Genomic DNA, 14153 nt, shown 5'->3' with positions numbered 1-14153 from the left:
ATTTGATGAAATAGAAGGGGTAAACATGGCTAAAACGACCATTATGCTAGCATGTGCTGCGGGCATGAGTACCAGCTTGCTTGTCACAAAAATGCAAGCTGCAGCAGATGAAAAAGGATTAGATGCAGAGATTTTTGCAGTCCCAGCTCAGGAAGTGGACGACATCATTTTGGAGAAAAAAGTAGATGTTTTGCTATTAGGTCCACAGGTGCGCTATCTTTTAGATCAATTCACAGAAAAGTTAGCTCAAAAGAATATCCCAATTGGAGTTATCCCAATGGTGGATTATGGCATGATGAATGGTTCAAAAGTATTGGCATTAGCTGAGGAACTGATCGGAGGCTAGAAGATTGATATGGAAAATTCAAATTTAGAAAGTATCATGTCCCTCATTATGTATGGTGGCGAGGCGAAGAGTAATGCTTTTGAAGCGATTCAAAAAGCTAAAAAAGGCTGTTTTGAAGAAGCGCGTGAAAAGTTAAAAGCAGCAGATGAGGCATTAGTTTTAGCACACAAGTCACAGACAGTGATGCTGACACAGGAAGCTCAAGGTGAAAAAATTGAGCTCAGTCTTTTGATGGTGCATGCTCAAGATCACCTGATGACGAGCTTAACGTTTATTGATTTAGCAAAAGAAGTTGTTACAGTATATGAACAACTAAATCAAATGGTTAAATAATCTAATAACATTCTCTTTAAGAACTTTGATAGGTTGAACGACTTGTCAAATTTTTTTTAAATAATTAACAGACGATTATTTTATTTATCACCTGATAATTATTTAAAAAACTTTTAGAAACCGCTTGCATTTTTAGAAACTTGTGTTATACTTAATTCATGGATTGTTACTGGTCATGCAGGCAAAACCTAGACAAATACGAGATATAAGGTAGGGAAACTGCTTTCTATTTGGTATGTGTTTAGGTTTTTTTGTTACCGTTGTTCTATATTTATATGTGCAACAACACAGCTGACCTAAAAAATAAAGGAGGTCCATTATGGCAAAAGATTATACCGACTTGGCTCAGGATATTGTTGCTCACGTTGGTGGTAAGGAAAATATCATCAAGTTAGTGCACTGTGTGACGCGTTTGCGTTTTTCTCTGAAAGATGAGAGCAAGGCAGATACGGAATACTTGAAAAATAGAGACGGTATTGTAACGGTTGTAAAAGCTGGTGGACAATACCAAGTGGTGATTGGGAACCACGTGCCAGATGTGTATGCGGCGGTCATTAAGGAAGCAGGTATTTCTGGTGAGGATAGTATTGATGTGGATGAAGGAGATGTTCCGCAAGGCAATCTCTTTGACCGATTTATCGCCTTGATCTCAGGACTTTTCCAACCAATGCTGGGGGCTCTTTCTGCAGCTGGTATGATCAAAGGTGTAGTTGCCATTATGGCTGCTTGTGGTGTTAAGTCGACAGACGGTGCTTATGTCATCTTAAATGCCGCTGGTGACGGATTCTTCCAATTCTTACCATTGATTCTGGCTTTGACTGCTGCTAAGCGGTTTAAAATGGAAAAATTCACAGCGCTTGCGATTGGCTTTGCCTTGGTCTATCCAAATATCGCAGCCAGCTTTACAGGTGCCAAACCACTCTATACGCTATTTGCAGGAACTTTTATTGAGTCAAAAATCTACGCAACTTTCTTAGGTTTGCCAATTATCTTCCCTGCTTCTAGCTATCTATCAACTGTATTGCCAATCATTCTAGCAATTTGGGTCGGCTCAAAAATTGAAAAATTCTTTAAACAAATCATTCCAGATGTTGTCAAGGTCTTTATTGTTCCATTCTTTGTAATTTTAATTACTGTACCGTTATCATTTCTTGTCATTGGACCAGTCATGACATGGGCTTCTGATATAGTCGGTGCTATTTTCACAGGTATTTATAGCTTCAGCCCAATTATTTATGGAATTATTCTGGGTGCTTTGTGGCAAGTGCTGGTTATGTTCGGTCTCCACTGGGGATTGGTGCCGCTTGCAATTTTGGAATTACAAAAAGGACCAGGTGTCATTCTTGTAGCTTCTATTGCTATTTGCTTTGCGCAAGCAGGAGCATTGCTCAATATCTTCTTGCGTACAAAAGAAGAAAAAGTCAAACAGTTGGCTATTCCAGCTTTTATCTCGGCTTTGTTTGGGGTAACAGAACCAGCTATTTACGGGATTACCTTGCCAATGCGAACACCATTTATTATGACTTGTATTGCTGGTGCAGTTCAAGGGGCTTATCTCGCTTTCTTTAATGCCAAAATGCAAGTAATGGGAGGAATGGGACTCTTTGCGATTCCGTCTTTCATTGATCCAAAAGATTCACTATTGCTCATTCACTTCCTTGTAGCAATTGCAATCAGTTTTGTTCTTGGATTTGTATTGACCCAATTTACAAAGATTCCAACTCTCTATGGTGGAGCACAAGAAGTCGCTGCTGAAGAAATCAGTCTGCCAGTTGAAGAGATTGCTCCTGAGCAAGTCATCACAGCTCCGCTTAGCGGGAAAGTGGTCGCACTCGAAGATACGCCTGATGCTGTTTTTGCAAGTGGTGCAATGGGTCAAGGTATAGCAATTGAGCCTAGCGTTGGCGAAGTTGTCGCTCCTGCTGACGGTGTGATTCGTCTGCTTTTCCCAACCAACCATGCGATTGGCTTAGCGACTGATGATGGCGCTGAAATCTTGATTCACGTAGGTATGGACACCGTTGCTCTTGAAGGAGAAGGCTTTATGGCACATGTTACTCAAGGCTCAAAGGTCAAGGCGGGTCAATTATTGCTAAGCTTTGATATAGATACTATCAAAAAAGCAGGTTATCCTGTTACAACTCCAATCATTGTAACCAATACAGCTGATTATAAGACAGTTGAAGCATTAGCTGGCGGCGATGTGAAACTAGGCGATGATTTGCTGAAAGTAAGTAAATAATCTAAGAAAAGGACAAGCAAAATTTGTAGAGTTCCAAAACAGTTGGTCGAAAAAATCAACTAGAGCTACTACAAGCATGCTTTGTCCTTTTTATTATTTATCATTTCCTGCGTCATGTTTGCTTCTTTGTGCTACAATGTAGATAGAGGAGAATGGAACATGAAAAGATCAGAACGAAAAATACAGTCAGCAACTAATTGGCAGTTTATTTTAGGCTTGCTTTGCGTAGTGTTTTTAGTAGCAAGTGGGATTTTATTAGCTGAGAAAATAAACGATAGCGTTAAGACAAAGCCGACAAAAACAAGTATTGTACAAAAGAAAAAAACGTCCTCTTCCCCAAACGGTGTACAGACGGCTCGTATCATGGCAAATGGAGATTTGCTGTATCATGACCTTCTATATATGAGTGCCTTACAGTCAGATGGGACGTATGATTTCACAGAGAATTATCAATATGTCAAACCTTGGTTGAAAAAGGCGGACTTGGTATTAGGAGACTTTGAGGGGACGATTCGACCAAATTATCCTTTGGCAGGCTACCCGCTGTTCAATGCGCCAGAGTCGGTGGTATCCGCTATCAAAGATGCTGGTTATCAAGTTGTGGATTTGGCACACAATCATATTTTGGATTCTCAATTGGAAGGTGTTTTTTCAACGGCAAAAGCATTTGAGCAGCACGGAATTACACCGATTGGGGTTTATACTCATAAAAATCGGGATAAATCATCACTTGTCATTAAAAAAGTAAATGGGATTAAAATTGCACTTCTAGCTTATTCTTATGGATTTAATGGCTTGGAAGAAAACCTCTCTCAGGCAGACTACAATCATTATTTGTCAGATTTAAATGAAGAAAAGATGAAAAAAGACATTGAGCGAGCCGAAAAAGAGGCTGATATAACCGTTGTCATGCCTCAGATGGGGGTTGAATATCAATTGGAACCGACACAGGAGCAAAAAACTCTTTATCATAAGATGATTGAGTGGGGAGCAGATATTATTTTCGGCGGACATCCGCATGTCGTTGAACCATCAGAGGTCGTCACACAAAATGGACAAAAGAAATTCATTATCTATTCTATGGGAAATTTTATCTCCAATCAGCGAATCGAGACAATGGACGGTGTGGAAAATAAGAAATGGACAGAACGCGGCGTGCTCATGGACGTGACGGTTGAAAAATCAAAGAAAGAGACGATTATCAAGGAGGTACAGGCACATCCGAGTTGGGTGAGTCGTGTGGCGAAAGGGACGTATTCACCGGAAGGCTATCCTCTCTACACCTACCAGACCTATATTTTAGAAGATTTCATTGAAGGTGGAAAATACCGTAATCAATTAGACCAAGCCACCAAAGAACGAATTGACACAGCTTATCAGGAAATGAATGAGCATGTAAATTTGAAATGGGACGAATGAGTTTATTTCTTTAGAGAAAAAAGACCAGAGATTCTTGCATGAAGAATTTCTGGCTTTTTGCTTTCGATATAATTCAGTAATAGGATAGAAGAGTTTTACCATGCATAATTTGGCTCAGTACAACTTACCATTGCATGTAGCAATTCTTCTGGACTAACAATTTTCAACCCAGCATAAACAGGATCTTGAACCATATAAGAAGGATCTATGTAATATATATAGGCAACATCTGAACCATCTGCTGTCAAGCCATATCCTACACCAATAACATTATGCTCTCCACTTCTACCTGGATACATTTTTGAATTATCAATAGTATAATACATTGGATAGCCGTCATTGATATTTTGAATTAGACGCTTTTTGAATCGTTTCATATCTTCTGAATCAGAATTAGGATTCGCTACAGTTGCTAAACGATAACCTGCTTGATTTCCTGACGGTACATCGTAGCCAAACAAATGGCGATTTAAAACTTTTATGGCATTGCTATTATGAGTTCCAAAAGTTTCATCTGTTCCCATTTCGTTGGCTAACTGGGCTTGGTCAACCTGAAGACCTCTACTTGCAAGTATCATGGATACTGTGGCTGGAGCACAGTAATTCCACCGTCGTTGGACAATTGTAGAGATGTTTAGTTGAACTTTTTTTCCTCCTGCATGACTGTCTTTGTCTGTGTTATCTATAGATTCAGAGGGGACCTTTTCATTTGCAGTTGAAGCATTGCTTTCTTCAGGAGTTGCGGTTTGAGAAGAACTTGTCTGACTTGAACTAGAAGCACTTTGTTGAGAAGTAGAAAAATGAGAGCTTTGCGTTTGCTTGATTTTAACAGTATCTAATGACTTCGCTGGTGCTGTTTTTCCGTGAGTACATGCAGTGATAAGAATGAAAACTAATAAGAAAACGATTGACGAATGTATGTCTTTTTTCATAATTTTATCTCCTCTTATTCCTCAAAATCATCATGTTGCATTTTTAACTTTAATTCCATGAATCCGTTTACATTTTTGGTGTACCATTTATGTTACAGTTTTTCAATCTTTTCTGGGTTGTAAAAAATCTTATTTACCCACTTGGAAAACTGTTTACCTAACCAGAGTGCAAAAAAGAGATTGCTGATAATGATGAGAACGCCAATGAGACTGAAAACAAGAAGTTCAATTGTGTTGATATGAAGTAAAGTGGTGGTTTTCCAAATGATAATACTGCTAACTGGTAAGCATAGGATAGAGGTCGCAAGAGCTGGGATATAGCGCCTAAGCCAGATAGCTTGCAGGATATGAACCACCAGATGAAGAGCAAAAGCCACAAATCCTCCTAGCCAGATGAGATAAAGTAGGCGGGTGTGGTAAAAAAGAGCAAAGAAAGAAATGAGGGATACCACGACAAATTCCTCTACTACAGCTAGTGTGAAACCTTCTGTGGATAAGCTTTTGTGGGTATTTAAAATGAAGGCAGCTTTTTTCTCCAGTAGTTTTTCATTTTGCTCTATCCACGGCATGAAACCAATGATTTCTTCTAAATCATGAAAAATGAAAAGCAGTGGAAATAACCAGATAATATCTTTCATGGAATCCCTCCTTGTTATTTTTTACGATATTGACTAGGAGTTAGTTGGTAATACTTTTTAAACTGCCGATTGAAGTTAGAGAGGTTGTTAAAGCCAGATTGGGCAGCAATTTCTAAGACGGGTAAGGTAGAATGCTGCAAGAGTTCAGCCGCTTTTCGCAAGCGAAATTGAATCACATATTCTATACAAGACACCCCCAAATGTTTTTTAAAGAAATTCATGAAATGCGTATCGCTGTAACCACAAATTTTGGCAAGTTGGTCAATAGTGAGCTCTTCTTGATAATGAGCGCTGATATAGTCAATAATGGTACGGATTTTTTCTTCCTTGCGATAGCCTTCTAAGGTTTGCTCTTTTGAAATGACATAACCATTTTCAAATAAAAGATAAAAGAGTTGATTGAGCTGGGCTTTGAGTTGAAATTCAAAATATTTTGTGCGGTAATAGCCTATTTTCATAGCATCAAGTAAACATTGCCGAATGTCTGCATAGGCTGGCTGATTGGGCTTGATAACACGAACAAAATCCAGTTGACCATTATAAAGCGGTTGCAGATAGTCAATGCTAGCTTGGTCCATAGCAGAATAACCCATTAAGTCCAAATGAAAGTTAATCGCATCCATATAGTGGCGGCGATTTTCAATCGGGTGAATGGAGTGAAGAGCGTTGGGACGAATCAGGATAATATCACCTGCTTCACTATTAAAGTAATCATAATCAATGTGAAACTGCGCAGTTCCCTCATGAACATAAACCAGTTCAACATCCGTATGCCAATGAAAGAGAATGTCCGGCTGACCGTTTTTTGTAATGGTTCGTGTGAGAGAATAAGGAGTGCCTTGATTTTTGTAAACGATATCTTTGTGTAATGTTCTCAGATCCATAAGTGTTGCTTCTTTCGTAGAATAATATCAATTTATAAGAGAATTGTGTTAGAAAATACTCTTGTCTAAGATTATAATATAATTAAGTAAAAAATAAAAGAGGTAAAAGTCATGAGTAAATTTCCAGCAGACTTTCTTTGGGGCGGTGCAACAGCTGCCAATCAATACGAAGGAGCTTACAATGTGGACGGGAAAGGTCTTTCGGTTCAAGATGTGACACCAAAAGGCGGCATGCCAGCTAAAGCAGGTGATCTCAATCCTTTGATTACAGATGAGCCAACAGCAGACAATCTCAAATTAGAAGGGATTGACTTTTATCATCGTTACAAAGAAGATATTGCCCTTTTTGCAGAAATGGGCTTCAAGGTTTATCGTACTTCCATTGCTTGGTCACGGATTTTCCCAAATGGTGATGAAGCGGAGCCAAATGAAGCAGGTCTAAAGTTTTATGATGATCTCTTTGATGAATTGGCAAAATATGGTATTGAGCCTTTAGTGACTTTGTCGCACTATGAAACACCGCTACACTTGGCACGCAAGTACAATGGTTGGGCAAATCGTGATTTGATTGGTTTTTATGAGCGCTATGTACGCACTGTCTTTACTCGCTACAAAGACAAGGTGAACTATTGGTTGACCTTTAATGAAATCAACTCCGTTCTTCATGCGCCATTTATGAGCGGAGGGATTGCAACACCCGTAGAAGAATTGTCCAAGCAAGACCTTTATCAAGCAGTTCATCACGAACTAGTAGCATCAGCTCTTGCAACGAAGATTGGGCATGAAATCAATCCAGACTTTAAGATTGGTTGTATGGTACTAGCCATGCCAGCTTATCCGATGACGCCAAAACCAGAGGACATACTGGCTGCCCGTGAGTTTGAAAATCAAAACTATCTCTTTTCAGATATTCATGCGCGTGGAAAATACCCAGCATATATGAACCGTTTCTTCAAGGAAAATGGAATTGAGATTCAATTTGCGCCGGGTGATAAGAAATTGATGGCAGAACATACCGTGGACTTCATCTCCTTCTCTTATTATATGAGTGTGGTTCAAGCTCATGATCCAGAAAGTTATTCTTCTGGTCGTGGAAATGTTCTAGGTGGTCTGCAAAATCCTTATCTGGCAAGTTCTGAATGGGGTTGGCAAGTTGACCCAATTGGTCTGCGTCTGGTCCTCAATGCTTTCTATGACCGCTACCAGTTGCCACTCTTTATCGTAGAAAATGGTCTCGGTGCTAAAGATGTCTTGGTGGATGGCCCTAATGGTCCAACTGTTGAAGATGATTATCGTATTGATTATCTTAAACAACATTTGCAACAGGTCGGCGAAGCGATTGAAGATGGTGTTGAGCTCTGGGGCTATACCACTTGGGGCTGTATTGACCTCGTGTCTGCTTCAACAGCTCAGATGAGCAAGCGTTACGGATTTATCTATGTTGACCGAAACGACGATGGAACAGGGACTTTGGCTCGCTACAAGAAGAAATCATTTGACTGGTACAAAGAAGTTATTGCAACGAATGGAGGAAAACTCTATGAAGATTGAGCATGCAGCCCTTTATGTTCAAGATTTAGAAGGAGCGAAATGCTTCTTTGAAACCTATTTTGAAGCAAAAAGTAACCAGCTCTACCATAATCAGAAAACGGGTTTTCAATCTTACTTCCTCAGCTTTAACGAAGGGGCGAGATTGGAAATCATGACCCGAAAGGAAGGTTTAGCAGAGAACAACCAAGAACTTCTCTTTTTGGGCTATCATCATTTAGCTTTCAGTCTAGGAAGCAAGGAAAAGGTAGATGAATTGACAGCTAGGCTTCAAGCAGATGGTTATCAACTTTTAAGCGGTCCACGCCTGACAGGTGATGGTTACTATGAAAGCTGCATTCTGGGTTTAGAAGGCAATCAGATTGAATTGACAGTGTAATTTGATAAATTTGCTCCTTATAAATAGAGAGTGGGACAGACATCAATCATTTGAAGAATGTGATTTTTCAGCAAGTCCTAGTTTCTAGTTGCTGACCTAAAACAGTTCACTGGACTGTTTTACTCCCACCTCCGCACAAGTTGGTTAGGATAGCCACTATCGCCGATACAGTCAGAGATAAGGTTATCCAACTAACCACTGCGTTTTGCAAGCTAAACGATAAAATACATGAGGCTGGGAATTTTTGTTTCAACCTCCTTTTTTGTGTTAAACAAATGAACTGAAAGTTGTAACATAGATATCAGGAGGAAAATGTCCAAGTGCCGCTCTCTGTTGTTTTTACCTTAAAAATTTGCCAAATAGAGAAATCATTTTGACTTTACTCTTTTTCAGTCGTATTTATTGCCAAAGGTCAAAAAAGACAAACCTCAAAAAGAAGTTTGTCTCGCGTTTTATAAGGATTCACTAAACAGTCATAAGATGTCGTCACGTACAACTTAATCCCAAAACTCTTTAGCGATTTCTTGGCCTTGTTTGATTTTAGCCCATTGCTGCGGGATAGCCAACTCATTGCCAGAATCACAAGAGGCAAAACCGCATTGATGTGACAGCAGCAAACGTTCCTTAGGCAAAATGGTGCTGGCTTGTTCTAATAACTTGAGAACACGTTCTTCATCATCAAGATCAGTTGTCTTACTGGAAAGGAGTCCAAGAACAACCTCAGCATCTTTATCTTTAAGAGAAGCAAGAGCCTTCAAATCACCTGAGACGTCACTGTCCCATTCTAAGAAGAAGCGGTCATAGTGTTGATCACGCAAGAATTTTTCCGCAATGGCTTCATAAGTTCCGCCTGAAGCAGACCGGCTTTCATAATTTCCACGGCAGTTGTGTGTCCAAACTTTCAGTCCTAATTGATGTCCATAATCAGCCACTTCGTTATTGATTGCAATGAATTCATCAGCTAAATCAGCCAGCGCAGCATTGCCATCGGCAAAAAATGAAGCAGGATTTGATTCGTCAAAAAGTTCCCAAAGGCAGTCGTCAAACTGGATAATTTCACCGCCAGCTTCTTTATATTCCGCCAAGAATTCTTTGTAAGCCTTGATGAGACCGACCTTTAATTCTTCATTTGTTTTGTAAACTTGATCATCGCCAGCCAGCCCATCAAAGATAGCCAGTTCTGTGTAAGCATGAGCAGGTCCCCAAATGGTTAATTTGGTTTGCGTGTCACCAGCTTCTTCCTTGAGCAATTTGTAAATGTCTAAGAAATGATGATTCTTCCCTGAAAGAGGTTCAGTGATACGGATACCAATGTCTTTGCGGGTCTCATATTGTCCGCCGTCATGGTCTTGGAAAGTATAACCGTGATCTGCAATATAACGTTCAATACCTTTAAGACCCCAAACAAAGTCTAAGTGCCACATTGATTTTGAGTATTCACCGTCTGTCAGAATATCAATACCGTTTGCCTTTTCATCAGCAATCACTTTTTTGATTTCTGCTGTCTCTGTCTCATGATAACCAGGAAAATTATCGTAAAATGGATAGTGAATATCATCACGATGTTCGATTTTATTTTTGTAGGCAAGTAGGTTGGCTGGGCGAAGTAAGGAGCCAACGAGCTGGAATTTTGATTGTGTCATGTCAAAAGCCTCTTTCTAAATTTCTTACTTTTTATTGTACACAAGCTAAGCACTTTTGAAAAATAGTTAATTTAGAGGAAGGGACATAGTTTAAAACTATATCTGAAAAGACCAGTCCTTGCTTGAATACAATTGTTTCCTCTTCACCCCTCTTTTTGATAAAATAGAAGAAAAAGGTTTATTTACTATTTTTTAAATGTGCTATAATCTTCTTGAAATAAGGTGTAAATGTAGCCAATAATGTTCTGAATTATCCAAGCAGAATTACAAAAATGGCAAAAGGATAGTCATACATTATGAAATAAATGAACGATGAGATTTAAATTTGAAATGAATAATTGTTAGAGGTGATAACATGCCAATTAAGATGATTGTGACTGATATGGATGGCACGCTCTTAGATGAAAAAGGAGAATTCGATCGCGATCGGTTGAAAAATATATTGGATGAGCTAGATAAACGGGGAATGCGGTTTGTGGTGGCAACGGGCAATGAAATTCACCGAATGCGCTTGTTATTTGGTGATTTGCTGGAGCGCGTGACCTTGATTGCTGCAAATGGTGCGCGGATTTTTGATAAAAACGAGATACTGCTGGGCACATGTTGGTCTCCAGACCTAGTGGCACAAATCTTGTCTTACTTTGAAGGGAGAGAACGTGATGTGCACCTCGTTGTCACAGCTGAAAATGGCGCTTTTGTCAAAACGGGAACGATTTTCCCTATGATTGAAAAAGTCATGACAGCAGAAATGGCACAAGAATTTTACCGAAAGATAAACTTTGTCGAAACATTACGTCCAGACGATTTTCCGCAAGTTCTGAAAATGAGTATGGTGGTAAACGAGCAAGTAGCAGTTCAGGCTACTCGACAGCTCAATCAGGATTTTGCAGACACATTAAATGCGGTCACAAGCGGCTATGGAGCGATTGACATTTTGCAAAAAGGGATCCATAAAGCTTGGGGGTTAGAGCAATTGATGCAAAAATGGGAAATTCAAGAGCAGGAAATCATGGCCTTTGGAGATAGTGAAAATGACATTGAAATGCTGCAATTAGCTGGGGTTTCCTATGCCATGGAGAATGCGGATCCTAAAACCAAGGCAGTTGCCAATCACCTTGCACCAGCAAATACAGAGGCGGGCGTCCTGACAGTATTAGAGAACTATTTGAGCAAAGGAGAGAGTCAATGGCTGTCCAACTATTAGAAGAATGGTTGTTAAATGAGCAAGAGCAGATCAGACAAAAGTACCACGATTTGAATCGTATATCCGTCAAAGATCCCGATGTACTTTTTCTGGGAGATTCTATCGTAGAATATTTTCCCTTACACGAGTTGTTAAAAACGTCAAAAACACTAATAAACCGTGGAATTCGAGGGTATAGATCCGATTTGTTGCTAGAGCATTTAGAATCTCTTTTATTTGGGGAGGCAGTTGATAAGGTCTTTCTCCTCATCGGCACCAATGATATTGGCAAGGAAATCCTCCAGCAAGAAACGGTAAAAAATGTGGAAAGCATCATCCAAACGATTACTAGGAATTATCCTCTTGCAGAAGTTTGCCTTTTATCTGTCCTACCAGTCAATGAAACCGCTACTTACAAAAAACGCGTTCATCGCAGAAACAATCAAAAAATTCAAGTTCTCAATCATGCTTATCAAGAGTTAGCTTCTGCTTATATGAATGTGACCTTTGTAAATGTCTATGACGACCTACTAGACGAAACAGGACAATTAAAAGAAGCATTTACCACTGACGGGCTGCATTTGACGGTCGCAGGCTATCAAGTGCTGGCAGGGCGAATAGCTATGCAGTTGTAATTTTTGGGTCAACTATAGATTAGCAATTTTGAACTCGTTTTAATGGGGATAATATCAAAAAATTATTATTGTCATAAAAATTTAATTTTATATACTTTAACTCATATGATATAATGAAAAATAATTATAAAATGTTGAAGGAATAGTATGAGTACATTATTAGCTACAAGATTAAAAAGTAAGCGATTGGAATTAGGGTTATCCCAAAAAGAATTATCAGAAGGGGTATGTGAGCAAGGTCAGATTAGTAGAATGGAAAAAGGCAAGTATATGCCTGGTTCGGATCTTTTATATTCATTATCCAAAAAAATGAATGTACCAATGAACTATTTTTTTGATGATAGTGTACTTGGTGAGACATCTAAGTTGGTACAATTCAAAGAGCTGGTAGAATCCTTTCTAGTAAAGCGTGAGTATGATTCATTAAAATATTTATACAGTTTAGAAATTGATAAACAACATAGATTGCCACTATCAGACCAAAATTATCTTGAATGGATAGGGGCAATTGTTTCATTTCATTGTGATAATAAAAGAGAAGAGGCTATTAAAAAATTAGAACAAATGCTTGTGCGATTAAGTAAAGATGAGTTAATGTACCTTCGTATCTCTAATACCTTGCTTAATTTCTTTTTAGAAGAAAAAAATAATAATGAATTTGAAAAATGTTATCAAGCAGTACTACCTAAACTTCAAAGTATTGATTTTACTCATATAATAGAGCTGAAAATTTATATTAAAATTAGATATAATTTTTGCCGATATCTTTGGAAAAGCTCCCAGATTGAGAAGGGGATAGAGGAAACGCTTGATGTTATTGAAAAATGTAATAAATACAGTTGTAGTTATTTATTAGCAGATTTATACTGTATATTAGCGAATATTAGCGAGGATTTTTCTAGTCAAAGTATTGTAAAACAATATTTTACAATTTCGCAAGTATTATATAAACTAAGCGGTAATGAAAAAATGGCATTAACGCTTGAAAAGTATCTTCGTGATAATTTTCAAAAAGTGTAAGTTAGAGATAAAATATAGAAAACACGAATAATCTTATGTCCAGTTGCTTATGGGGATAATTTTATTCGTGTTTTATTTTTGAAACTGCTACATTAAAACTAGAGGAATATATCTGAACACGCTAAATGATTATAGTTATAATTACAAAAAAAATAACTATTTTTATAAAAATCTATTGAGATAGTTTATTCAAAGGTATATAATGTGTACCTAGAAAGGAGATTAAACTCTGTGAAAAACATAAAAAATGTTATCAAAATTTTGTTGTTTTTATCATGAATATGAGAACAAGGTAATTATTACAAACAAATTACAAATATTTCTAAAATATGTTGATTTTTACAAAACAAAGTTATATAATGACTTTGGAATTTAAAGATTCCTGAAAAAGAAAGGAAATACAATGAAAAAATCATATAAATTAGCAAGTGTAACCATGTTGTGCTCTATGCTCTTACTTGGTGCTTGTCATAAAAACGAAGTCAAAAGTGGGACAAATGGACATTCAGTAAAAACAACGAAAACAACAAAAAGTAGTAGCTCTAAAAAGACAAAAGCTTCTCAAAATAACAAAACGTCTACTAATGATAATAAAACAACTGATAAAGAGCAAGACAATTCGGTTACAAATGCTCAATCATCAGAGATTAGTAATTCAAATAGCCAAAATAGTGCAAGTAGTCAGCAATCTTCGACTCCTTCAATTGTTCAATCTCAAGGAGGAGGTGCTCAAGTGACCTCTGGAACTCTTGAACTGTACCAAGACACGCCAGTTTATGCTTCACCAGATAAATCAAGCGAAGTTGCTTATACTTATCCTAAAGGAAATGTTGATTGGGATCAGTATGTTTTTGAAAACGGTGAAAATTGGTATAGTTTTGTAGTTTCTAATGGAACAGAGTCTAAGCGTTACTACATAGCCTATTCAGATGTAAAACATTAAAGATATTG

At 38.1% G+C, this 14153-nt stretch carries 14 protein-coding genes; 10 read left to right on the top strand and 4 right to left on the bottom strand.

The window, feature by feature from the left end; translation table 11 throughout:
• The first annotated feature begins 25 nt into the window (after nucleotides 1–25).
• From EHW89_RS07890 to EHW89_RS07875, 4 genes are all read left to right on the top strand, one after another.
• The gene (locus EHW89_RS07890) at nucleotides 26–346 is read left to right on the top strand and encodes a PTS sugar transporter subunit IIB (RefSeq protein WP_117644738.1); all 321 of its coding nucleotides are present in this window, start codon (nucleotides 26–28) and stop codon (nucleotides 344–346) included.
• A gap of 9 nt (nucleotides 347–355) precedes the next feature.
• A complete protein-coding gene (locus EHW89_RS07885; protein ID WP_126467742.1) occupies nucleotides 356–679 on the top strand; it encodes a PTS lactose/cellobiose transporter subunit IIA in 324 nt (107 codons plus the stop codon).
• A 319-nt stretch (nucleotides 680–998) separates the two neighbouring features.
• On the top strand, nucleotides 999–2921 hold the full coding sequence (locus EHW89_RS07880; RefSeq protein ID WP_126467740.1) for a beta-glucoside-specific PTS transporter subunit IIABC: 1923 nt from the start codon (nucleotides 999–1001) through the stop codon (nucleotides 2919–2921).
• A 159-nt stretch (nucleotides 2922–3080) separates the two neighbouring features.
• Complete coding sequence (locus EHW89_RS07875) at nucleotides 3081–4340, top strand: CapA family protein (protein ID WP_126467738.1); 1260 nt, start codon at nucleotides 3081–3083, stop codon at nucleotides 4338–4340.
• Between the two features lie 95 nt (nucleotides 4341–4435).
• On the opposite strand, the gene EHW89_RS07870 is transcribed toward EHW89_RS07875, so the two are convergent.
• The 3 genes from EHW89_RS07870 to EHW89_RS07860 form a co-directional block, all read right to left on the bottom strand.
• A complete protein-coding gene (locus EHW89_RS07870; RefSeq protein ID WP_022526481.1) occupies nucleotides 4436–5272 on the bottom strand; it encodes a C39 family peptidase in 837 nt (278 codons plus the stop codon).
• Nucleotides 5273–5364: 92 nt separating this feature from the next.
• Entirely contained in the window at nucleotides 5365–5910 is a 546-nt protein-coding gene (locus tag EHW89_RS07865) for an HXXEE domain-containing protein (protein ID WP_126467736.1), read from the bottom strand.
• Nucleotides 5911–5924: 14 nt separating this feature from the next.
• On the bottom strand, nucleotides 5925–6794 hold the full coding sequence (locus EHW89_RS07860; RefSeq protein WP_126467733.1) for an AraC family transcriptional regulator: 870 nt from the start codon (nucleotides 6792–6794) through the stop codon (nucleotides 5925–5927).
• Nucleotides 6795–6905: 111 nt separating this feature from the next.
• Here EHW89_RS07860 and EHW89_RS07855 point away from each other — a divergent pair, with 111 nt between their 5' ends.
• On the top strand, nucleotides 6906–8345 hold the full coding sequence (locus EHW89_RS07855) for a glycoside hydrolase family 1 protein (RefSeq protein ID WP_126467732.1): 1440 nt from the start codon (nucleotides 6906–6908) through the stop codon (nucleotides 8343–8345).
• Nucleotides 8335–8721 carry a VOC family protein gene (locus EHW89_RS07850; RefSeq protein ID WP_117644744.1) on the top strand — a complete coding sequence of 129 codons (387 nt, stop codon included), beginning with the start codon at nucleotides 8335–8337 and terminating at the stop codon, nucleotides 8719–8721. Before EHW89_RS07855 ends, EHW89_RS07850 begins: the two co-directional genes overlap by 11 nt.
• Nucleotides 8722–9218: 497 nt before the next feature.
• Here the strand turns inward: EHW89_RS07850 and EHW89_RS07845 are convergent, their stop codons facing one another.
• On the bottom strand, nucleotides 9219–10364 hold the full coding sequence (locus EHW89_RS07845) for a cobalamin-independent methionine synthase II family protein (protein ID WP_126467730.1): 1146 nt from the start codon (nucleotides 10362–10364) through the stop codon (nucleotides 9219–9221).
• Nucleotides 10365–10719: 355 nt separating this feature from the next.
• Between EHW89_RS07845 and EHW89_RS07840 the strand changes: the two genes are divergently transcribed.
• From EHW89_RS07840 to EHW89_RS07825, 4 genes are all read left to right on the top strand, one after another.
• On the top strand, nucleotides 10720–11568 hold the full coding sequence (locus tag EHW89_RS07840; RefSeq protein ID WP_126467728.1) for a Cof-type HAD-IIB family hydrolase: 849 nt from the start codon (nucleotides 10720–10722) through the stop codon (nucleotides 11566–11568).
• Nucleotides 11550–12182, top strand: a complete 633-nt coding sequence (locus EHW89_RS07835; RefSeq protein WP_126467726.1) for an SGNH/GDSL hydrolase family protein — start codon at nucleotides 11550–11552, stop codon at nucleotides 12180–12182. The genes EHW89_RS07840 and EHW89_RS07835 overlap by 19 nt, the downstream gene beginning before the upstream one ends.
• Before the next feature lie 147 nt (nucleotides 12183–12329).
• Entirely contained in the window at nucleotides 12330–13202 is an 873-nt protein-coding gene (locus EHW89_RS07830; protein ID WP_126467724.1) for a helix-turn-helix domain-containing protein, read from the top strand.
• Between the two features lie 403 nt (nucleotides 13203–13605).
• The gene (locus tag EHW89_RS07825; protein ID WP_126467722.1) at nucleotides 13606–14145 is read left to right on the top strand and encodes an SH3 domain-containing protein; all 540 of its coding nucleotides are present in this window, start codon (nucleotides 13606–13608) and stop codon (nucleotides 14143–14145) included.
• The last annotated feature ends 8 nt before the right edge of the window (nucleotides 14146–14153 follow it).

The organism is Streptococcus periodonticum, from assembly GCF_003963555.1.
Classification (GTDB): Bacteria; Bacillota; Bacilli; order Lactobacillales; family Streptococcaceae; genus Streptococcus; species Streptococcus anginosus.
This window is presented reverse-complemented; position numbering and strand designations above follow the sequence as displayed.

Bases quoted from the DNA above. Each gene is read 5' to 3' on its own strand.
- EHW89_RS07890 (WP_117644738.1), top strand. From the start codon at position 26: ATGGCTAAAACGACCATTATGCTAGCATGTGCTGCGGGCATGAGTACC.
- EHW89_RS07885 (WP_126467742.1), top strand. From the start codon at position 356: ATGGAAAATTCAAATTTAGAAAGTATCATGTCCCTCATTATGTATGGT.
- EHW89_RS07880 (WP_126467740.1), top strand. From the start codon at position 999: ATGGCAAAAGATTATACCGACTTGGCTCAGGATATTGTTGCTCACGTT.
- EHW89_RS07875 (WP_126467738.1), top strand. From the start codon at position 3,081: ATGAAAAGATCAGAACGAAAAATACAGTCAGCAACTAATTGGCAGTTT.
- EHW89_RS07870 (WP_022526481.1), bottom strand. From the start codon at position 5,272: ATGAAAAAAGACATACATTCGTCAATCGTTTTCTTATTAGTTTTCATT.
- EHW89_RS07865 (WP_126467736.1), bottom strand. From the start codon at position 5,910: ATGAAAGATATTATCTGGTTATTTCCACTGCTTTTCATTTTTCATGAT.
- EHW89_RS07860 (WP_126467733.1), bottom strand. From the start codon at position 6,794: ATGGATCTGAGAACATTACACAAAGATATCGTTTACAAAAATCAAGGC.
- EHW89_RS07855 (WP_126467732.1), top strand. From the start codon at position 6,906: ATGAGTAAATTTCCAGCAGACTTTCTTTGGGGCGGTGCAACAGCTGCC.
- EHW89_RS07850 (WP_117644744.1), top strand. From the start codon at position 8,335: ATGAAGATTGAGCATGCAGCCCTTTATGTTCAAGATTTAGAAGGAGCG.
- EHW89_RS07845 (WP_126467730.1), bottom strand. From the start codon at position 10,364: ATGACACAATCAAAATTCCAGCTCGTTGGCTCCTTACTTCGCCCAGCC.
- EHW89_RS07840 (WP_126467728.1), top strand. From the start codon at position 10,720: ATGCCAATTAAGATGATTGTGACTGATATGGATGGCACGCTCTTAGAT.
- EHW89_RS07835 (WP_126467726.1), top strand. From the start codon at position 11,550: ATGGCTGTCCAACTATTAGAAGAATGGTTGTTAAATGAGCAAGAGCAG.
- EHW89_RS07830 (WP_126467724.1), top strand. From the start codon at position 12,330: ATGAGTACATTATTAGCTACAAGATTAAAAAGTAAGCGATTGGAATTA.
- EHW89_RS07825 (WP_126467722.1), top strand. From the start codon at position 13,606: ATGAAAAAATCATATAAATTAGCAAGTGTAACCATGTTGTGCTCTATG.